The organism is Chamaesiphon sp. (assembly GCF_041737865.1).
GTDB lineage: Bacteria > Cyanobacteriota > Cyanobacteriia > Cyanobacteriales > Chamaesiphonaceae > Chamaesiphon.
Genome location: NZ_JBGSQZ010000303.1, coordinates 1 through 18,858, shown reverse-complemented (window position 1 = coordinate 18,858; position 18,858 = coordinate 1). Strand labels below are relative to the sequence as shown.

General features: G+C 46.2%; 19 protein-coding genes and 1 tRNA gene. 8 read left to right on the top strand and 12 right to left on the bottom strand.

What is annotated here, in order from left to right; all coding sequences use genetic code 11:
- Window positions 1-184: 184 nt before the first annotated feature.
- Genes ACEW9J_RS23520 through ACEW9J_RS23505 form a run of 4 tightly spaced genes read right to left on the bottom strand, consistent with a single transcriptional unit; the run spans window position 185 to window position 6,584 of the window.
- Window positions 185-4,372, bottom strand: a complete 4,188-nt coding sequence (locus ACEW9J_RS23520) for a GAF domain-containing protein (protein ID WP_373547498.1) — start codon at window positions 4,370-4,372, stop codon at window positions 185-187.
- A gap of 37 nt (window positions 4,373-4,409) precedes the next feature.
- Window positions 4,410-4,997, bottom strand: coding sequence for a chemotaxis protein CheW (locus ACEW9J_RS23515; protein WP_373547497.1), 588 nt, complete (start codon window positions 4,995-4,997; stop codon window positions 4,410-4,412).
- Window positions 4,998-5,022: 25 nt separating this feature from the next.
- On the bottom strand, window positions 5,023-5,385 hold the full coding sequence (locus tag ACEW9J_RS23510) for a response regulator transcription factor (RefSeq protein WP_373547496.1): 363 nt from the start codon (window positions 5,383-5,385) through the stop codon (window positions 5,023-5,025).
- A 32-nt stretch (window positions 5,386-5,417) separates the two neighbouring features.
- On the bottom strand, window positions 5,418-6,584 hold the full coding sequence (locus ACEW9J_RS23505; protein WP_373547495.1) for a response regulator: 1,167 nt from the start codon (window positions 6,582-6,584) through the stop codon (window positions 5,418-5,420).
- Window positions 6,585-7,133: 549 nt separating this feature from the next.
- Here ACEW9J_RS23505 and ACEW9J_RS23500 point away from each other — a divergent pair.
- Both ACEW9J_RS23500 and ACEW9J_RS23495 read left to right on the top strand, forming a co-directional pair.
- A complete protein-coding gene (locus tag ACEW9J_RS23500; RefSeq protein WP_373542368.1) occupies window positions 7,134-7,334 on the top strand; it encodes an NblA/ycf18 family protein in 201 nt (66 codons plus the stop codon).
- 187 nt (window positions 7,335-7,521) lie between these two features.
- A complete protein-coding gene (locus tag ACEW9J_RS23495) occupies window positions 7,522-8,679 on the top strand; it encodes a geranylgeranyl reductase family protein (RefSeq protein WP_373547514.1) in 1,158 nt (385 codons plus the stop codon).
- Window positions 8,680-9,069: 390 nt separating this feature from the next.
- On the opposite strand, the gene ACEW9J_RS23490 is transcribed toward ACEW9J_RS23495, so the two are convergent.
- Window positions 9,070-9,279: a chlorophyll a/b-binding protein gene (locus tag ACEW9J_RS23490; protein WP_373547494.1), complete on the bottom strand. Its 210-nt coding sequence runs from the start codon at window positions 9,277-9,279 to the stop codon at window positions 9,070-9,072.
- A 77-nt stretch (window positions 9,280-9,356) separates the two neighbouring features.
- On the bottom strand, window positions 9,357-9,566 hold the full coding sequence (locus ACEW9J_RS23485) for a chlorophyll a/b-binding protein (protein ID WP_373547493.1): 210 nt from the start codon (window positions 9,564-9,566) through the stop codon (window positions 9,357-9,359).
- Window positions 9,567-9,889: 323 nt separating this feature from the next.
- Here ACEW9J_RS23485 and ACEW9J_RS23480 point away from each other — a divergent pair, with 323 nt between their 5' ends.
- On the top strand, window positions 9,890-10,156 hold the full coding sequence (locus ACEW9J_RS23480) for a MoaD/ThiS family protein (RefSeq protein WP_373547492.1): 267 nt from the start codon (window positions 9,890-9,892) through the stop codon (window positions 10,154-10,156).
- Here the strand turns inward: ACEW9J_RS23480 and ACEW9J_RS23475 are convergent.
- On the bottom strand, window positions 10,143-10,532 hold the full coding sequence (locus ACEW9J_RS23475) for a hypothetical protein (RefSeq protein ID WP_373547491.1): 390 nt from the start codon (window positions 10,530-10,532) through the stop codon (window positions 10,143-10,145). The genes ACEW9J_RS23480 and ACEW9J_RS23475 overlap by 14 nt on opposite strands.
- A gap of 15 nt (window positions 10,533-10,547) precedes the next feature.
- Between ACEW9J_RS23475 and ACEW9J_RS23470 the strand changes: the two genes are divergently transcribed.
- On the top strand, window positions 10,548-11,216 hold the full coding sequence (locus ACEW9J_RS23470; RefSeq protein ID WP_373547490.1) for a hypothetical protein: 669 nt from the start codon (window positions 10,548-10,550) through the stop codon (window positions 11,214-11,216).
- A 360-nt stretch (window positions 11,217-11,576) separates the two neighbouring features.
- Window positions 11,577-12,347 carry a pentapeptide repeat-containing protein gene (locus ACEW9J_RS23465; protein ID WP_373547489.1) on the top strand — a complete coding sequence of 257 codons (771 nt, stop codon included), beginning with the start codon at window positions 11,577-11,579 and terminating at the stop codon, window positions 12,345-12,347.
- Between the two features lie 957 nt (window positions 12,348-13,304).
- On the opposite strand, the gene ACEW9J_RS23460 is transcribed toward ACEW9J_RS23465, so the two are convergent.
- Window positions 13,305-13,502, bottom strand: coding sequence for a heavy-metal-associated domain-containing protein (locus ACEW9J_RS23460; protein ID WP_373547488.1), 198 nt, complete (start codon window positions 13,500-13,502; stop codon window positions 13,305-13,307).
- Between the two features lie 168 nt (window positions 13,503-13,670).
- Between ACEW9J_RS23460 and ACEW9J_RS23455 the strand changes: the two genes are divergently transcribed.
- Window positions 13,671-13,892 carry a hypothetical protein gene (locus ACEW9J_RS23455; RefSeq protein ID WP_373547487.1) on the top strand — a complete coding sequence of 74 codons (222 nt, stop codon included), beginning with the start codon at window positions 13,671-13,673 and terminating at the stop codon, window positions 13,890-13,892.
- A gap of 374 nt (window positions 13,893-14,266) precedes the next feature.
- Here the strand turns inward: ACEW9J_RS23455 and ACEW9J_RS23450 are convergent, their stop codons facing one another.
- A complete protein-coding gene (locus ACEW9J_RS23450; protein ID WP_373547486.1) occupies window positions 14,267-15,130 on the bottom strand; it encodes a tRNA (5-methylaminomethyl-2-thiouridine)(34)-methyltransferase MnmD in 864 nt (287 codons plus the stop codon).
- A 320-nt stretch (window positions 15,131-15,450) separates the two neighbouring features.
- On the opposite strand from ACEW9J_RS23450, the gene ychF reads away from it, so the two are divergent.
- Window positions 15,451-16,539 carry a redox-regulated ATPase YchF gene (ychF, locus tag ACEW9J_RS23445; protein WP_373547485.1) on the top strand — a complete coding sequence of 363 codons (1,089 nt, stop codon included), beginning with the start codon at window positions 15,451-15,453 and terminating at the stop codon, window positions 16,537-16,539.
- A 75-nt stretch (window positions 16,540-16,614) separates the two neighbouring features.
- Here the strand turns inward: ychF and ACEW9J_RS23440 are convergent.
- Together ACEW9J_RS23440 and ACEW9J_RS23435 are read right to left on the bottom strand one after the other, a co-directional pair.
- Window positions 16,615-16,688: transfer RNA gene (locus ACEW9J_RS23440), tRNA-Pro, on the bottom strand.
- A 65-nt stretch (window positions 16,689-16,753) separates the two neighbouring features.
- On the bottom strand, window positions 16,754-17,281 hold the full coding sequence (locus ACEW9J_RS23435; protein ID WP_373547513.1) for a GNAT family N-acetyltransferase: 528 nt from the start codon (window positions 17,279-17,281) through the stop codon (window positions 16,754-16,756).
- Between the two features lie 296 nt (window positions 17,282-17,577).
- Between ACEW9J_RS23435 and ACEW9J_RS23430 the strand changes: the two genes are divergently transcribed.
- A complete protein-coding gene (locus ACEW9J_RS23430) occupies window positions 17,578-18,165 on the top strand; it encodes an exonuclease domain-containing protein (RefSeq protein WP_373547484.1) in 588 nt (195 codons plus the stop codon).
- 284 nt (window positions 18,166-18,449) lie between these two features.
- Here ACEW9J_RS23430 and ACEW9J_RS23425 read toward each other — a convergent pair whose 3' ends face one another.
- A complete protein-coding gene (locus tag ACEW9J_RS23425; protein ID WP_373547483.1) occupies window positions 18,450-18,605 on the bottom strand; it encodes a hypothetical protein in 156 nt (51 codons plus the stop codon).
- Between the last annotated feature and the right edge of the window lie 253 nt (window positions 18,606-18,858).

Genomic DNA, 18,858 nt, shown 5'->3' with positions numbered 1-18,858 from the left:
AATGTGTGCGTTTAGGGATGCTATTAAATAACCTACCAATCACTCCTAAGCCATAATTTAATAGCTTATTTTGCGGCAACTCCCTGACTTTCTATTCACCATCCACCATTCACCATCCACCATTCACCATTCACCATTCACCATTCACCATTCACCATCCACCATTCACCATTCACTAAACCTGTTACTCAATCTTGAACTGCCCGACATTCTTCTGGAGTTCCTGAGCGAGTTGGAGCAGATCTTGGAAGGAGGCTTGAACGTTATCGGCGCGGGTGGAGGTTTTGTGAGAAATATTGGCAACGCGATCGATACTTTGAGTGACTTGGGTAGAGTTTTCCGACTGAAGTAAAGCGGCTTGAGCGATCGATTCGACTAGTTCGCCGATCTTGAGGCTGATGGCGGTGATCCGATTGAGACTCGATCGAGTTTCATCAACCAATCGGGTACCAATGATGACTTGCTCGGTACCAGCTTCCATCGCCATCACGACTTCGCTTGTCTGTGCCTGAATGCTGGCAACGAGATTCTCGATTTCTCCAGTAGCGGCGGCAGATTGCCGCGCCAGAGAGCGGACTTCTTCGGCGACTACCGCAAATCCGCGTCCTTCTTCACCTGCACGGGCAGCCTCGATACTGGCATTGAGTGCCAGGAGATTGGTTTGAGCGGCGAAACTACTAATCAGGTTGACAACTTTAGAGATTTTTTGGGAAGATTCACCGAGTCGCTTGACTTTTTTGGCTGTTTCGGCGACTGTATTCCGAATCGTGAGAATCCCTTCTACGGCTAGATTCATCGCTGCGTCCCCAGCTTGAACTAATTGGGCTGATTCCATCACGGCAGATTCGGCGATCAGGGCATTGTTGACGACGAGTTCGATCGATCCAGACATATCGTGGAGGCGACGGAGGGCGATGCCGATCTCTTCGGATTGCTGCAATGCTTCGATCGATAGTTCGGCAACGGAGATCTCGTTCACAGTGGTGGTGCTGACTACTTCTTGGGAAACATTCCGCACATTTCCCACCAAGCCCCGCAAGCTCTCGACGGTAGAATTATAAGAGTCAGCGATCGTGCCAATTTCATCTTCGGTTACATGAGCGCGGATCGTCAGATCGCCTTGAGAGATCCGATCGACTTGCAGCAGTAGTTCCCAGGCATTTTTTTGGAGGATTTTTCTGGCAGCTTCTTGACTAGCGGCATATCCCGACTGCTGAAGATTTGCCAGTTCCAATTGGCGGACTAGTTGGGATTGAGTCAGAGCGACACCGATTTGAGCGGCAAGTTGGAGCAGCAGCTCTACTTCTGACTGCTCCCAAATCCGCGATCGATCGCACATGGTGGCACTGAATAATCCAAAAAATTTCTGGTTGACGATAATTGGGGTAGTGACGATCGATTTAATCTGAATTTTTTGCAAGTTGGCAATCAGACGTTCGCTAAAATCCGATGTCTGGAGATTGTCAACCTTGATAAAAGTACTCTCTTTATAACCCCTACCCAGGACTTCAAACATATCCTCGGCGGGGACAGTAGCACCAATAATCGAAAATTCGGCGGCGGCGATCGATTCGGCGATAATTTTGCCTTCGCCTTCGCCTTCGCCATTAGTGTCTACTACTAATATACTCGCCCGATCGAGTCCCAGTGCTGCCCGAATTTCTGGTAGAGCGATATTGAGAATCTCGGATTCGTCGATCGATTGGCGGAGTTTGAGCGTGATTTCGGAGACTAATTGCGAACGTTTTGCCGCTGCTTCTCGTTGCTCGATCAGCGATGCCTGGTTGAGTGCGAGGGCGAGTTGAGTAGCGAGCTGGTTAAATAAGTTGATTTCCTCCGGTTGCCAAGCTCGGGGTGCTTGACACTGATGAGCCATGAATAAACCAAACAAGTGACTATCGATCGTAATTGGGACGACCAAATTGGCGCGAACTTGGAGGTTTTCGAGCATCTGAATGTGACATTCGCTCAAGCCAGCTTGATAGATATCGGGGTAAGAAGTAATTTTGCCATGTTCGTACCCCGCATCCTTGAGACAACAATCATCGATCTGTTCGTCCAGAATCGAGAGTTTGCCGGGGGCGACTGATTCGGCGGTAATCTTGCCGTTAAAATCTGAATCTAGCTCAAAAATTACTGCTCGATCGAGATCTAAGGCGTAGCGGACGAGTTCCACAGCAGTGGTGAGGATATCTTGACGTTTGAGGGATTGGCGCAGTTGGAGGGTAAAGTTGGAGAGAATCTGCGATTTGCGGGCTTCATTTTCGCGTTGGGCGAATAGTTGCGCTTGATTCAAGACAAGACTGATTTGGATCGCGATTTGCGCCAACAACTCGGTTGTCGCTACCTCCCAAATCCTTGGAGCATGGCACATATGCCCGATAATTAGCCCGCAGATTTTGTTGTTGACTAAGACCGGAACTACTAAATTGGCGCGGACTTGTAGGCGTTCTAGCATCTGGATATGGCAATCAGTCAAGCCCGATCTATAGATATCATCGATCGTCGTAATCCGACCTTTATCGTAGCCTGCACCTTGAGTGGTTTGGAGACAAGTATCCTCGATGACTGTACCCAAAATCGCCAGAGTTTTAGGCGCGACTGATTCGGCGGCGATGGTGGTTTGCCAATTGTCACCGATGTTCATAAACACCGCTCGATCGAGTCCCAAAGCCGTGCGAATATTGGTCAGTGCCGTGGCGATAATCTCTGCTCGATCGACTGATTGCCGCAATTTGAGCGTAATATCTGAGAGAATATTTTGATTCTGAAGCTGGGTTGCTCGTTGTTCGATCGCCTGTTGTCGATCGAGTACTAGCCCGATCCGATCGGCAACAACGGCAAATTTGTCAATATCTAATTGTGCCCACTGCCGATCCTCAGTACAGATATGCCCGATGACCAAGCCTAACACTCGACCTTCCACAATAATTGGTGCCACCAATCGTGCTCGGATTTGGATATTTTCTAACAAAGCGATCTCATCCGCCTTGAGTCCGCCAGTATTGTCTAGACTATAAATACACGAAATCTGCTCTGGTAAGCAACCCTCGCGCTCGATTTCATAATGTAAATAATCGCTCATCACCTGCTCATCTGGTACCAAACACCCAGGTTTGATGGCGATGCTGGTAATTTGTCCCGCGTGATGTTGGTTAAGACCGAACACCATGACTCGATCGAGATTAAATTCGACGCGGATGGTTTCCAATGCCCGATCGAGCAATTCTGTCATCTCGGCTGGATCGTTGAGTTGGAGTGCTTGAGCTAACATATTTGTCCGCCGCAATTCTACCGCTTGAGTCGTCCAAGTGGCAATCTGTTCGATCGCCAAACTCAGTCGCTGTGCTGCTTGCGTACAAAAAGACACTTCCCAGGATTGCCACTGACGCACCCGATCGCATTGATAGATCGATAATAAACCTAACTGTTGTTTACCAGCCAAAATCGGCATCGAGATCGCCGATTTTGCTTGGATCTTGGCAATGAAATCTTGGTGGTGGGGAGTGGTGGGAAGCTGTTGGAGATCTGCGGTGACGATACACTGCCCTTCCTGGTATCGAGCCAATTCACCTGGGGTTTCGGCAAAATAGATCTGCCCCAGGGAGGCTGAGAGAGTGGGATCGCCGAGTGACTCAGCTACGACGATAGAGCTACCATCTGGATTACGCAGACAGATCGACACCCGATCGACATTGAGGATCTGCCGCATCCCGCTGACACCAGCGTCATAGACTTGCTGCTTGTCTACTGATTCCTGGGCTGTGAGGGCGATTTTGCCAAATAACTTGTTTGCTTGTGCGGCTAATTGCTGTTGTTGGAGCGTGCTATTGAAGTTGGCAACCAATTGGTTGAAGCTGTCTGAGAGTTCTTCAAATCCAGCAGTATCGATCGATCCGAGTTGGGCACCGAGATCGCCATTGGCAGCTTCGGTGATTTTTGTAGTGACTAGATCGATCGAGTTGGCGATCCGGCGACTCACCCATGCGGCAACCCCTAAATTGACAAAGCCAATCGAGAGCAACACAATTAGATCCGTACCCCAAATTCCATCATCTGGACGAGCCATTTGCGCCATCTGGGGCGAACTAGGTTTCGTCAGCCGACTGACACCGAGCCACCCACCCATGCCGAGTGGCAGGATAATAAACGGGAGAATCATCAGAAAAATCTGTCGCTGCAAAGATTTCTGCTGTCGTCGCTGGATTTTTTGCTCGAAAGGCGCGACCGTAATTGATGAATTTGGCGGCTCCATTTCAGTCATTACTTGTGCTTGAGATACCCACAGGACTGAATCTGTAGCTGGCTCTAGCAATGGTGTTTCGGTAGTGGGAGCAATTTTCTCCACGTCATTTCGATCGATCGTATTCATCAGTTTATTGTTGTAGAAAAAATTAATCTCAATTCAATTAGACATCAGCATCAAAATCCGGACGATCGAAGATTGCTTGCCCATCCACTACCAAAAAATTTTCACCTGTAACCGCTGCCCACACCCCGCGCACCCATGTTGATAATGCTGCAAGCCGCTGTTCGAGCGGGCGGATCTGCTCTGGCTCGTACCATTCGATCTCGGCAATCTCGTCTACAACTAAACCGATGGTTTGCTCCTGTCGCTCCTCCCCAATAGCTTTACCCCGTTGCTCGGTGGAACTAGCGAGAATAATTGTCGGTTGGAGACTGCGGTAACGCCTCCCCTTCGTAACACCCAATAACATTGCCAAATCGACAATCCACAGAATCTCGCCCCGCCAATTATAAACACCCATCACCCCAGGGGGTAGATGCGGCATTGGCACCACTCGATCGATCTGAATATTTACCAGTTCTGTGACTTGGATGTGCCGCCGTCGCTCGCTCTCCACATCTTTGGTACCAGCGATCCTATCGATCTCAATTAATGCTGTCAGATCGGGTAAGAGCCGAAATCTCAAAAATTGCTGTTGAGTTCGTGCCGACTCAACCAGTGATGATGTTGCTAAGTTCAATTTATCCACCTCTACAGTGCGATTACATCTAGATCTAATTCATCAATTTCTGAAGCACCTCGACAAAATCATGCCGATTTACTGGCTTGGCTAAATAGAGATCCGCACCCTGTTTCAACCCCCAAAATCGATCCATATCGGTATTTTTAGTCGAACACATCACAACGGGAATCTTCTGAGTATCAGTTTGGGACTTGATCGCCCGACAAATTTCAAATCCACTGCGTCCTGGTAAAACGACATCTAGAAAGACAATATCGGGCGTATTGGAACTTAAATAAGTCAGTGCCTCTTCCCCATTCACTGCCGCAATTACCCGCCAACCTAAGTTTTCCAAGTAACTAGTCAAAATCATCAAATCGGTCTGAACATCATCGACGATCAATGCTGTGGACATTTTAGTTATCATTTGTAGGGCGATATTTATAATTAATTTGCGGGTACGGGAGTGAGATACTTTTGGGCAATTTCTAGTACCAGCTCTGCTTGGACTGGTTTAGTTACATAATCAGTCGCGCCGACTACCTTGGCGCGAACCCTGTCGATCACCCCATCATTACCTGTCAAAATCACAATTGGGGTATGCTGAAAAGTGCCGATCTTCCGCAGCCGACTACAAATTTCATACCCATTGGCATTGGGCATCACCAAATCTAGAAAAATTAACTGGGGCTTTTTGGCAATGACGATCGGAATTGCTTTGAGCGAATCCATCACACTAATAAACTGATAACCCTCTTGTTGAAAAATTTGCTCCAACCGATCGCACACAAACGGACTATCATCGATACAAATAATCAATGGTGGTCTAGATCCATGTGGATACTTACTCTGGACGGGACTGGTAAAATCTGGTAAATCTACCAAGCTCAGGATGCCAGACTCCAGATGCGATCGAAAAGATTGACCGATGGCTACAGGCGATTTGCGGGCTTTGACGGCAATTTCTCGCATACTATGTTGCCCATTGAGGACAAATCGCAGTGCTTTATAAGCCGATGGCGAGACGATCCGTTGAAACTCCGTTTCCACCGCGATGGAGATCGATCGATCTGGGAGCATCTGCGTCAATCCCGCCTGTTGCCATTGCTGTTGTTGTTGGATCGCCAACCCAAAGGCTCGATCGATATCGATCAGCGTCAACTGCGGACTGAGCTGTTCTTGCGCCATCTGTTGGTAGCTCACTGATTCGGCTTGAATGATATCAAACAGTACCTCAACGATCGTGGTTTGGATCTGTTTAATCAACGCATTTCTATTAATCCGACCCTGTTTAGCCCAATTAACTAGCAAATAATACTCCCAACAGCTATTTAGCTCTGCTAGTGTCAATGCTGAAATATTTGTCAGCGCATCGATCCGCGCCTGGAGATCTTCAGCAATGCTGACATCTACACCCGATATCGCCGAATTTCTCACCCAACGGCGAATTGGATGGCTACCACCAGTAGCATAGAGGATGCGACCGAGGTAAACATAAAGGCACCACTCGATCCCCGATGAACTTCTTAGTAAAACATGTCCACTGAAGTGTTGGTGCTTGATTTCACTCAACTGAGTAGCCAAGCAATCTAGCGTTATATATTCAGCAACCATTTGATTTTTCCCTTCTCAGCAGGTATCATTCGGGACTTGGGTTCGGGCTAATTGTGTCGATTCCGTACAGCTATTGTGCCCACTGTCATCATCTTTTGCTCACAATGGATGGAAATTATTCCCATACCAGTGACAAATGAGCTACGTGGCTGTACACGATCCCACACATCCTCATCCCAGCATTGGTTCCTAAACAATTGTCAAAATATCTTGACAAAAGCTCAATTTTGTTCATCCTAAGCATTTTCGATCGAATCGATTTGCTAAAAATTAAATTAAGCTGTTTAGCATCCCCGCGAAATTAATTTACTCCCTTCCCACCCAAGGAATAGACAGCCCAGTTCACCATCCACCATCCACCATCCACTGTCTTGATTCACTGTCAACTGTCTAATTTATGTCAATGGGAATACCCCAAATCTACCCATGTACAGATCTACAATTTTGTCAAATGAATGTTAAACTTCTTAATATCTAAGTTAAAGCTAGATCGAATCAACTGTCCCAATCGGGACAACTTTGCTCAACCCCAACAGTTAGGAGTAAACTATGTCTAAATCATCTGAACTATCTTTGGAACAACAATTCAGCATCCGATCGTTCGAGCACCAAGTCAAGGATATGAATCACGCTCAGACGCAGGAATTTTTGGTCAACCTGTACACCCAAATGATGATGCAGGAAAATAGCTACAAAAACTTGCTCAAACATCAGTGGGGAATGGACGAACCCAGCCAACAAGCAGCATAGTCAGCAGTTGAAAATTACAAAATAGTCAAGAGTCGATTTAGTGTCTTTACACTAGTGACCTCCCTCTCTGTCTGAACGATCGATAAGGTGGGGACTGGGGCGCGAACTGTTGGACATCGCAACATCGGTAATGTGTACATGGTATCTGGGCTGTAGCTAGTTGTACAATGGTCGAGATTGAGGCAGACTGGAGCCACGACCAAAGTATCTAAATAGCTATTTTATGTTTGATTGTATAATTGTCGGTGCTGGCCCTGCTGGGGGCAGTGCAGCCTACCATCTAGCCAAGCAAGGTAGATCGGTGCTGATTTTAGAACGAGATGAGCTACCTCGGTACAAACCCTGTGGTGGCGGTGTATCTCCAGCGATCGCGCAGTGGTTCGATTTTGATTTTAGCCCAGCAATTTCCTGTCGAGTAGACACATTGCGATACACCTTTAATTTAGAAGATCCGGTTGATGTCAAGCTCGAAAATCAAGAGCCAATCTGGATGGTACGCCGAGATATTTTCGACCATTTCATCGTCCAACAAGCCCAAAAGCAGGGCGCAGAACTCCGAGACAATACACAAGTGACTGGGATCGAGTTCAAAGTCGATCGCTGGCAGGTAAATACCGCCAATGGTAGCGTCGAAGGTAAGTATCTCATCGCTGCCGATGGTGCCAAAGGTAATATGGCAAAATGGTTGGGCTTCAAAGATCGCAAACGTCGGCTCGCTGGCGCACTAGAAGTAGATGCCACTAGCGACAATGTTGTCAATGCGATTAATTTTGAATTTGGATTAGTCAAAAACGGTTATATTTGGAACTTTCCCAAAGCCGAGGGTTATTCGATCGGGATCGGTACTTTCCGTGGCGGTGAAGCTCAAGACTTCAAAAAAATTCTCGATGTCTATGGCAAAAGTGCCTTCGGGATCGATATCAATAACTTCCAACAACACGGACATCCACTATGTCTGTGGGATGGCGATCAAAAACTGCACACCCAAAATGCTGTCCTCGCTGGAGAAGCCGCCTGTGTCGTCGATCCGATGACTGCCGAAGGTATCCGTCCCTCAATTTTGTCTGGGATTAAAGCGGCTGATGCGATTCATGCTGCACTCAATGGTACCAGCAATGCTCTAGAGAAGTATACCCAAATCATGGCAACCGAATGGGGTGCAGACATGAAATGGGCGCAGCGACTAGCTGCGGCTTTTTATCAATTCCCCAAGGTGAGCTACAAAGCAGCAGTAAAACGTCCTTCGGCGAGTATGACGATGGCAAGAGTCCTCGCTGGCGAACTCAGCTACTCTGATATTGCTGGTAAAGCAATCAAGAAACTCAGCGGGAGCCTGTTTAGATAGGGAAGTTGCCACAAAATTATCTCCCAAATCGTAGGGTGTGTTAGCGACAGCGTAACGCACCATCTTTAACGGCTCAAATCGTAGGGTGTGTTAGCGACAGCAGGTCTCCTGTCTTGTCAGCTTCGGGGAACCCGTAAGCCCATGTGTTTGGGTCGAGACAGCGTAATATACCATACATCTCATCTGGTGCGTTACGGCTTGTGCAGAACACACCCTACACCTAAAGCCAAGGCTTTAACAGTATTGTCATTATCTTTGAGTGTGGCAGACCACAACGTCGCACCTGCGGCATTGAATCCATTAGAGCCATAAAAAATCGCGATAGCTAACAGGCTACCGCGAGGAAAAAAGATAAGAAAATTGGGATAAGACGATCGTACTGATGAAGAGTTACAGATTGGTGATGAAACCGACGATACCGTGTCCAGTCAAGACTTCTTGAATCAATAGTGCAACAAATCCTAGCATTGCCATCCGACCATTGAGTGTCTCAGCGTACTCCGTCCAGCCAGCTTGTGGTCCTTCGGTGACGTAAACTTTTGGCTCGATGGCGAAGTTGTTTTCTCTACCGTCGTTGTCGATGAAGGTTCTTTTTTGCATAACGATCTCCTGAGTGATTAGTACTGTAGATGTTTTCTTATGTAAACTGAGAGATAAGAAGCGATCGAGACTTGTAACTACAGGTTGGCGATGAAACCGACGATACCGTGTCCAGTCAAGACTTCTTGAATCAATAGTGCGACAAACCCTAACATTGCCATCCGACCGTTGAGTGTTTCTGCATACTTAGTCCACCCAGCTTGAGGTCCGTCAGTGACGTACATTTTTGGCTCGATCGCGAAGTTATTTTCTCTACCGTCGTTGTCGATGAAGATTTTGCCTTGCATAATTGGTTCCTGCTTGCTTGCGATCTAAATATTTAGTTATATAAACTAATATAACAATATCTTTACAAAAAAGCAAGTACTTTTTACAAATCGATCGATCGCCAGTTAGCTAAAAATAGCCAAACAGTTCAGACAGAGCTAATTGTAGCCAATTGGCTCAGAAAATATCGAAGTTAACTCTCAACTGCTTTTACCCAGCAGCCTAAGAGGATCGTCCTCAAGATATTAACTCTCAACTGATTAACGAACAACAGAAGCTATGGCTTCGGGGTTTCAACCCCCACTGGTACAACCCAATTATCAACTATCAATTAATTCAACCGATGACTTCTCCAAATCTCGAAATTACCGTCACCATCAAGCTGTTTGCTGTGTATCAAGAAGCCTTTGGTACAGCCGAAATATCTCGCCAATTTCCACCAAATACGTCTGTCAAGGCAGTACTCGATCGATTGACGAGCGAGCGACCCCAATTAGCTCAATGGCATGATGTGACGCGATTTGGGATAAATCTAGAATTTGTCGATCCCGATCGGATCGTGCTCGATCGAGATGAAGTTGTCTTGATTCCCCCTGTCAGTGGCGGGTAAATCGATCGTTGAGAGCCTGCCAGTGGTAAAATCCTAGCGGTTGGAGTTTGTGGGTAAATCGATCGACTGGAAATCCGCGTCGGTTGATGCCGAGGGCGATCTGCTGGAGAAACATCGTCCGCACCGCATACTCGATGACTGAATCGCCTTGCTGCAACATTAGCTCGGTAATTTTCGCAAGTCGCTCGATCTGGGCATCGACTCCCAGACAGATCGTATCTACAGCAAAATCAGCAAATGCCGCCAGATCCAGAGCAATCGGACGATCTAATGGTAGCCACGATTCCAAATGCTCATCCCATTGAGTCCGAAAAGCTGGGAACTCTTGGACAATAATCTCCATACAATTGGTACGATCGATCTGAATATAGTCCATACGCTGCTAGTTCTGATGACTAATCACTTAGATAATGCGATCGCGCTCCTCCAATCAGCTACCCAAAGTCTAACAGAATTAGCGACCGCGCCCGTTGCTGACATCGATCGCCTGTCATTAGATGCAGCATCAGCTCCACCACAGCGACAATCGTTGAGAGAAACTGTCGCGAGTACTGTAGAACAGCTTCATCGGGCATTAGCCGAACTAAGTGCCGCAATCGATCCGCCCTCGCTAGACAAAATTCCACCAGAATTGTTAACCAAAGCCGAGCGATTGGGGATTCCTTTAAATGATATCGAGGTACGCGTGTCAATTACGACACACCATCTCAGTCAATTTGTCGGCATTCTCAATGAAATCGAACAAAGATTTGAAGAAATCCGCCGCGTGCGGGAATACTTACTAGTAAGGTTGCCAGATATCCCGATCGAACAACTTGGTGCTAGACTCCCAGTCTATACTGCGGCTGACTTTGAGTGGACGGAACCTCGGCTCTCCCCCACAGAGTTAGCAGCAATCAAATCTAAATATCAGATCGATCGATTATTGGAGCGACCCACTCGGCAGACTGACTTATTTAAGCAGATTGCCGCAGCCGATATCGCTTGGGAACAAGCGCGGATCGCTCCACCGTCTGAGCATCTACACGATCCCGACGATCTGGACAACTTACCATATTAAATTAATTGATAATTGATAATTGCGGATGCGCGCACGCCTTTGTTCCCCGACGGTTTAGCGACCCAAATCACGCGGAGGTTCCCTCCGCATGTGTTTGGGTCAAGACAGCGCACCAAGCAGATAATTGATAATTGATTTTTGAAGATGGGAATTTAGACCCATGCTTGGCGTTAACTGAGGGAATAGGGGACAGGGGTTGGAGTGTGAATTTTCTATCCATTTTAAAACTAATCTGCAAATCCACAGAGAAATTTGCCACCATTCACCATTCATCCCCTACCCTAAATGTCTAATTTGACGCTGAGAAGAGAGTAAAACCCAAAGCCTAAAGCCTAACTAACCCCTCCCGATTCCCTCATCATGAAACTTACAACCATTGCGACGACGATTTTGCTACTAACTAGTTTTGCAGCCACCGCTCAAGCTGAAAATATCTCTCATCTTCAACAACTACTATCGACAAAAAATTGCCCACAGTGCGATTTGACTGGTGTGGGATTGGTGATGAACGATTTGGCTGGTGCCAAATTAGAGCGAGCGAATCTAGTCGGTGCCAATCTCAGTCAGACAAATCTCACTGGAGCAGATTTACGCGGCGCAAATTTGAGTGGAGCATCTCTCTATGGTGCAAATCTCACTGGAGCAGATTTACGCGGCGCAAATTTGACTGGTACCGATTTGCGATCGGCTTATCTGACAAATGCTAATGTGCAGGGGATTGATGTCCGTAAAGCTTATTTAGAGGGTGCTGTGGGCATCCCCACCGCTTTGGGTACCGCTGACGATTTTTATAAATGGGGCTATGCTGCATGGCAGAAAAATGACTTTACAGGCGCGATCGAACATTACGATCGGGCAATCGGTCTCAACCCCCAATTTCCAGGCGTTTATCTTGCCAGATCGGTGGCAAAATTCCGGCTCCAGGATGATGCTGGTGCAGTGAAGGATGCGATGGTGGCAGAACGCTTGTATTTTGCTAAGTCCGATCGCGAAGGCACTCAAGTCGCCCAAGCACTGATCGCCAAAATCAAATTTGCTGGCAAACCAAGCGAGTCTAACACTAATGTAGGTAATGGCAATTTTGTCGATCTAATTACAGGTTTGAGTACGATGTTGCTGCGGTTTTTCTAACCCACATTCCGCGCTTCAACTTTTACGACACATACTAGTCACGAAGACTCGACAGTTTGACGATGCTACCGATCGTAACTCACTGATTGTCGTGACGCAAATTTAGGCTTTTTTGATGCTACTTTTCCGAAGTGCGGAATGTGGGTTCTAAGAGGATGTCTGAAAATACGGAGATCCCCCTTACATTGATGTGAGTTCGGGTTAAGGATATTTGCTTCGTTCCCGCACCGCCAACGATTGAAATCGTGGCTCATGTTGCAAAGTCCGCCTGCTGTACTGAAGGTCTAGTCCGCGAAGGCGGACTTTGTATTAATCGGCGGCGATCGGGATACAGATAATATTATAGATAAAGGCAAAAAACAGATTTTGGTCGATCTTGGTTAATGTCGATCGACTGAGTTCGATCGTGGTGACAATTGCTAGTTAAAATCTCAGCACTATCGTTACGGCTGATATTTGATAGTATGTAGAGAATTGTGAGGGATCGGGAGCGATAATTTCAGATCTAAAGGTATTGATGAGCGCGTAGAAATAAGCACCATATCGTTGGTACCGAACCAATAATTAGAAGCAGACTCAACACGATCGCAATTAATAATTCGATCGCGTGATTTGGCTCCCGAACTGGAGATCGCTGAAGTACCAAGTTAGTCTCCACCGATGTAGATAAATTGCAATCGATCGGATCGATCGATGTAGCTTGATATCCAGCAGTTGTTACTGCTTGAATAATTACTTCAGCGGTTGTTGCTTGGCGATCTTAACCGACTGTTGCTAGTTTTAGGTCAAAATTGACATGTGACTCGACAACGCCAGGTACGAAGGCGATCGCTCGATCGCCTTCGTACAAGCTAGACAACTCAACCCCGCCAGTTTTAAGCCGAGACGTTCTATATACTCACACCAAAATGTAGATTAGTTTTTAGGTTATAGATCGGTAAAATTGCAAGATTTCAATCATTTAGCGATCGTATATCCAGCAGCAATAATCGTTGTTTGGAGAGTCATAACTGGCAACTCACTCTCAATTTGGACTAGTTTAGTCTGGGGGCTAGCAATAATTATAGCTTGTGGATCGATCGAGTGAATAGCTTGACTAATCGTGTTAACACAAGCACCGCAAGCTAGATCTGGAACTGTAAATGTCGTTTGCATGACGATAATGTTTAGTTAAAAATCTCCTTCAACGATTCTAGCTTGTAGCTAGTGACTGCGTAACAACTTTCGGGTAGGATCTAACTGTTAGAAAAAATAAATCCCCATCGTCGCTCGATCCAATATTCATCAGCAAAGTCGATCGAGCAACACATCCTTGACCTCATCATGAAGTCTAAGCTGTATATCGGAGAAGAAATTTTATGGATCGATCGCGATTACCGTCCGAGCAGGCGATTGGCTCAGTTCGAGAGCGCGATAATCGAGACAGACGCTTTGCACATCCCCACGCCTGGAATCATCGATCGATCGCCAACACATGCTAGTCACACCGAAATACCAGCAAGTCGCAAACAGCCGCATTCAAGTCGCATTCCTATTTTGCTCTGAGCACCCAAATTTATTCGAGGGCTGCATCGATCGAGAAATATAGCACTACGCAAGCACGTTAGGACGTGTTTGAGTCTGCGACGGCGGACTTCAGCAATTCTCATTATGGAAATAAACCTACTATTCTTAATCGATTGAGCTGGCTGTAACGACCACAATTGGTTTATCGATCGCCAGCTTAAACTATGATTTATAGTACAAAAGTTTTAAAATGAGAATTGCTGCGGACTTTGTATCAGTAGCGACGACTAGCAATTGTACTATCATAACCTGAGCTTAATACTGCTTAGTACGATCGATTGGGCATAATAAATACCACCTCATATCGATCGATTTCAGGCGCTCTATTCTAATAGCCTTGGCGGTTGCGATCGCTACTTACTCCGCCATCGCTTTTTCCATTGCGAGGTAGTCTCCAATCCACAATCATCCTGCTCTAATTCACGCCGACTCACGATTTTAGCCATCGAATCTGACAAGGTAAGATCGCGGTAGGGAATCGCTGCGCGTGTCTGTAAATGCTCTCGTTCCTTTTGCGACAAAGGTGTCAATTGTGCAGATTTAAAACTAGCGATCGTCCCTGGTGCTTTTCTTCCGACTGGCATAATCTCAGCGACGGATAATCCAGCTTTGATCGCAGCAGTACGTACTGCTGCTGCACATGAATAGGTCGCAATTATCCCATCAAATGCACAACATCTAGCCACTCGATCGATAAATTCTATCGTCCACAATTGCGGACAAGATAGTGGCGAAAATGGATCGAGAAAAATCGCATCAGCTTTAAATCCCCTCTCGATTATCTGCCCAATCGTTTGCCGCGCATCACCGATTGTTAATTGCGCCTTCAGCCGATCTCGATCGATTATTTCCGATCGCACTAATTGAGTTAATAACTGTGGAATTGGCTCTTTCCAATCACCTAATAGATTATGCTCGATCGCGGCAATTGCTACAGTTCGATCGAGTTCGAGTGCGATGATTTCCACCGTACAAGCTGGATTCGATCGCCAAATAGTTGATAATGCTGCGGCACTATTGTATCCCAGTCCATAACAAATATCTAAAATCCGCAGATGCCCGCGACAGGCTTTTTCGGCGAGTAAAGTCGGTATCGCATACTTAAAAAGCGACTCTTCCTTTGCCCCATATTTACTATGAAAAGTCTGCCCAAACTCCTCCGAGAAAAAGGTGTAAGAACCATCATTGGTTATGTAAGGAGCAAACTGCTGGGACATAATTACTAGTTAACTCGGTTTTTTAAAATTTAAGCTAGAACTCTCCGAGGGATAATTATATACTCGCTATATGAACTATTTTGGTAGTATACTTCAAAGCAAGTGAATCCGTCAAGCTAATTGAGAATAGCATCAAATATTTTTAACTAAATTAGGGCAATAATAACTGTTGTTAAGCAAATCATTAACTTTAGTCAAGTCCAAATTTAAAGTTGGCAATACGCAGATGTAGGGTGTGTTAGGCACAAGCCGTAACGCACCAATACCCGCCTAATGGCTTATAATCGATCGCAGGAAGTTGTCATCATCTCAGACTAAAAATGCTAAAAGCCGGAATCGTTGGACTGCCAAATGTGGGCAAATCGACATTGTTTAATGCCCTAGTTGCCAATGCCAAAGCTGAAGCTGCTAACTATCCGTTCTGCACGATCGAGCCAAATGTGGGGATTGTCGCAGTACCTGATGAGCGTCTACAAGTCCTCGCAGATATGGTTAATTCCGAGGATATCGTCCCCACGCGGGTAGAATTTGTCGATATTGCTGGTTTAGTGAAAGGAGCCAGTCAGGGAGAAGGTTTGGGTAGTAAGTTTCTTTCCCATATTCGGGAAGTAGATACCCTCGTCCAAGTCGTCCGCTGTTTTGAAGACGATGATATCATCCATGTATCGGGGGTCGTCAATCCCCAACAGGATATTGAAATTATTAATCTAGAATTAATTCTGGCAGATATCGACCAAATCGAAAAACGGATCGATCGAGCGCGAAAGACAGCCAGAACTAGCAAGGAAGCCCAAATCGAAGTCGTCGCCTTGGAAAAACTGCTAACGGATCTAAGTGCAGGAACAGCAGCCAGACAAGTCGAATTGAGCGAAGAAGAAAGCGAAAGTGTCAAGGGTTTAGGATTGCTTACCCGCAAGCCGATGATCTACGCCGCAAATGTCTCGGAAGAAGACTTAGCCACAGGTAATAAATTTGTCGAGCAGGTAAAAGCTTTTGCAGCTAAAGAGGGCGCACAAGTCACCATCGTCTCTGCTCAAGTAGAAGCCGAACTCATCGAGCTACCTGAAACTGAAAAAGCCGAATTTCTCGAATCATTGGGCGTAGCTGAAGGCGGCTTGAAATCCCTGATTCGAGCTACCTATCACTTACTCGGACTTCGTACCTACTTTACTACTGGGCCAAAAGAAACCCGCGCCTGGACGATTAAAGTAGGCATGTTAGCACCTCAAGCGGCGGGAGTGATTCACTCCGACTTCGAGCGTGGCTTCATTCGGGCCAAAACGATCGGGTATGCTGATATGGTCGCCACCGGATCGATGCAAGCAGCCAAAGATAAGGGATTACTTCGGAGTGAAGGTAAGGAATATTTAGTTCAAGAAGGCGACATTATGGAGTTCCTGCATTCTTAACAGGAAACCCTCGCACATCGATTGTGCGAGGGTTCTTTGTCCGAAAATACTATTCAAATTTTTTCGACTTATAAATCGGGATGATAGGATTTGAACCTACGACATCCTGCTCCCAAAGCAGGCGCGCTACCAAGCTGCGCTACATCCCGTCATTAACATCATCATAACATACTATCGTTTGGATCGATCGACAATATCTCAAATATCCCGATTTCTAGTCAGGATACCAAAACATCCCCTTAATTCCTTCAGGATCTTCCACAAAACCCATCCCACTGTAAAACCCTACTACATGGGCATCAGCAAATAGCGTAATATTACTGATATCCTCAGCGCGAATCTTATCGATCGTATATTTCATCATCGCCTTACCCAATCGCTGACCCTGAAAATCAGGATGAACCACCACATCCCAAACAGTCGCATTAAAAGCCCCATCAGACGTAGCACGAGCAAACCCAATCATTCTTTTGGTCGCCCCCCTGACTTCCCACATTGAGACTACAATGAAACTATTCTGGAGTGCTTTCTTGACCTTCCGCAGTGGGCGACGAGACCAGCCAACAATATCACATAGTTCCTCCAACTCATACAAGTCGAGGTCTCGATCGGTACTAAAAAAGACCTGAGTATTTGGAGGTAAATTAATTCCAGTTACTTTTACAGCAGTACTGACAGACGCACTAGCTTTAGATTCAGCAGCCGTATCGCCCCCACTAAATAAACTCTTCCAAAAAACCATGTGGTGTGGACAAAAAGATAATGAACGATTGCAATTCTCAACTCTCGCCAGCCATACAGCTATAAAAGAGTTACCCAAAATCATAACATTATTTCTCGGGGAAGTCCCGCTCCCCAGCGTCACCTAGCACAAATAATTGCCCAACTTAGCGCGGGAACCAAATCGAAATTGCTGACTCACCACATTAAACTTAGATAGTTGTCATCCCACCGCCCTTCTCCCATCACAAAAGCCCAATTGCCACGATAAACCTGCACCCTAACCAACTCCATATCTAGCAAAGCTAAATTTTTCAGATGACCAAAATTAACCTCGATCGATACCAACATATATTAGTCGTCGATCTCGAAGCCACCTGCTGCGATCTCCAAAGCATCCTCCGTCACCAGATGGAAACTATCGAAATCGGCGCAGTCATGGTAGCCACTGACAGCCTCAAAATCGTCGATGAATTTCAAACATTCATCAAACCCTTACGCCATCCCGTGCTCACCGAATTTTGTCTGAATCTAACTTCCATTACCCAAATCCAAGTTGACAAAGCCCCGACCTTTTCAGATGCAATTAAACTCTGGCAACCTTGGCTATCTCAATTTGATAAAGCTATCTTCACCTCCTGGGGTGACTACGATCACAAACAACTCCAACAAGACAGCAAACACCATCGCATCGATCTTCCTTATCCAGTCTCCAGCAACCATGTCAACCTCAAAGAAATCTTCAGTACCACCCAAGGACTAAACAAACGTTATGGTATGGCTCAAGCCCTTAACCTCGCCAACATCGCGCTCACTGGCACTCATCATCGCGGTATCGACGACACCCGCAATATCAGCAAGCTTTTACCTTATATCCTCGATCGACAGAAAATTCCCAATATTTGACATAACATTAGCAATTCCTAAACCAAAAAGATCGTTATCTGAAGGTTGATCGTCCTGAAAATCATAGATATCGCCCTGCTTGCAGAGCAAGCAGGGCAAAGTTGCACCATCATCTTATCGATCGACTCCAGCCGCAGCGACAGCTCTGCCGTCTTGATTAATTGGGTTCTTTGGGCTATCGATACAGCTTCATTGGCACGATCGATTACGTTCTGTTTACTCGCGATCTTAACATCACCCATAGCTGGATCGGTATTTGAACTCGCAGCCGATTCCATTAGTCTTTAATTTACTGAAACCCGATCCGCTGTATTGGCACGCCCACAGCCATTAATAGTCAAACTACCACGGATGGCTAAACCTACCAGTAATATTGCTTGGCGATCCCCACATCGTGAACCATTCATCATCCTCACATTCCAAACTTGTTTTGAACTCACATTGAGTGTTGCTACAAGAATAAACTGAGTAATGACACGCTTTTAGACAACCGCCCAGCGGATTTCAGTGGGATTTTGCAAAGAATTTAGTAAAACTTGGGCACAATCGCCATCAGAATACAGCTCAAACCCTTGCTCACACTAATTCACACCAATTTCGCTCAAAAGCTTGACAAACGCTGGGAGTTCGAGTTATATTAATAAAGCGGTCGAGGGAAACAGCCAACTGCGAACGACGCAAGTCGCTCCCAGA

Bases quoted from the DNA above. Each gene is read 5' to 3' on its own strand.
- ACEW9J_RS23520 (WP_373547498.1), bottom strand. From the start codon at position 4,372: ATGAATACGATCGATCGAAATGACGTGGAGAAAATTGCTCCCACTACC.
- ACEW9J_RS23510 (WP_373547496.1), bottom strand. From the start codon at position 5,385: ATGTCCACAGCATTGATCGTCGATGATGTTCAGACCGATTTGATGATT.
- ACEW9J_RS23505 (WP_373547495.1), bottom strand. From the start codon at position 6,584: ATGGTTGCTGAATATATAACGCTAGATTGCTTGGCTACTCAGTTGAGT.
- ACEW9J_RS23500 (WP_373542368.1), top strand. From the start codon at position 7,134: ATGTCTAAATCATCTGAACTATCTTTGGAACAACAATTCAGCATCCGA.
- ACEW9J_RS23490 (WP_373547494.1), bottom strand. From the start codon at position 9,279: ATGCAAAAAAGAACCTTCATCGACAACGACGGTAGAGAAAACAACTTC.
- ACEW9J_RS23485 (WP_373547493.1), bottom strand. From the start codon at position 9,566: ATGCAAGGCAAAATCTTCATCGACAACGACGGTAGAGAAAATAACTTC.
- ACEW9J_RS23480 (WP_373547492.1), top strand. From the start codon at position 9,890: ATGACTTCTCCAAATCTCGAAATTACCGTCACCATCAAGCTGTTTGCT.
- ACEW9J_RS23475 (WP_373547491.1), bottom strand. From the start codon at position 10,532: ATGGACTATATTCAGATCGATCGTACCAATTGTATGGAGATTATTGTC.
- ACEW9J_RS23470 (WP_373547490.1), top strand. From the start codon at position 10,548: ATGACTAATCACTTAGATAATGCGATCGCGCTCCTCCAATCAGCTACC.
- ACEW9J_RS23465 (WP_373547489.1), top strand. From the start codon at position 11,577: ATGAAACTTACAACCATTGCGACGACGATTTTGCTACTAACTAGTTTT.
- ACEW9J_RS23460 (WP_373547488.1), bottom strand. From the start codon at position 13,502: ATGCAAACGACATTTACAGTTCCAGATCTAGCTTGCGGTGCTTGTGTT.
- ACEW9J_RS23455 (WP_373547487.1), top strand. From the start codon at position 13,671: ATGAAGTCTAAGCTGTATATCGGAGAAGAAATTTTATGGATCGATCGC.
- ACEW9J_RS23450 (WP_373547486.1), bottom strand. From the start codon at position 15,130: ATGTCCCAGCAGTTTGCTCCTTACATAACCAATGATGGTTCTTACACC.
- ychF (WP_373547485.1), top strand. From the start codon at position 15,451: ATGCTAAAAGCCGGAATCGTTGGACTGCCAAATGTGGGCAAATCGACA.
- ACEW9J_RS23435 (WP_373547513.1), bottom strand. From the start codon at position 17,281: ATGGTTTTTTGGAAGAGTTTATTTAGTGGGGGCGATACGGCTGCTGAA.
- ACEW9J_RS23430 (WP_373547484.1), top strand. From the start codon at position 17,578: ATGACCAAAATTAACCTCGATCGATACCAACATATATTAGTCGTCGAT.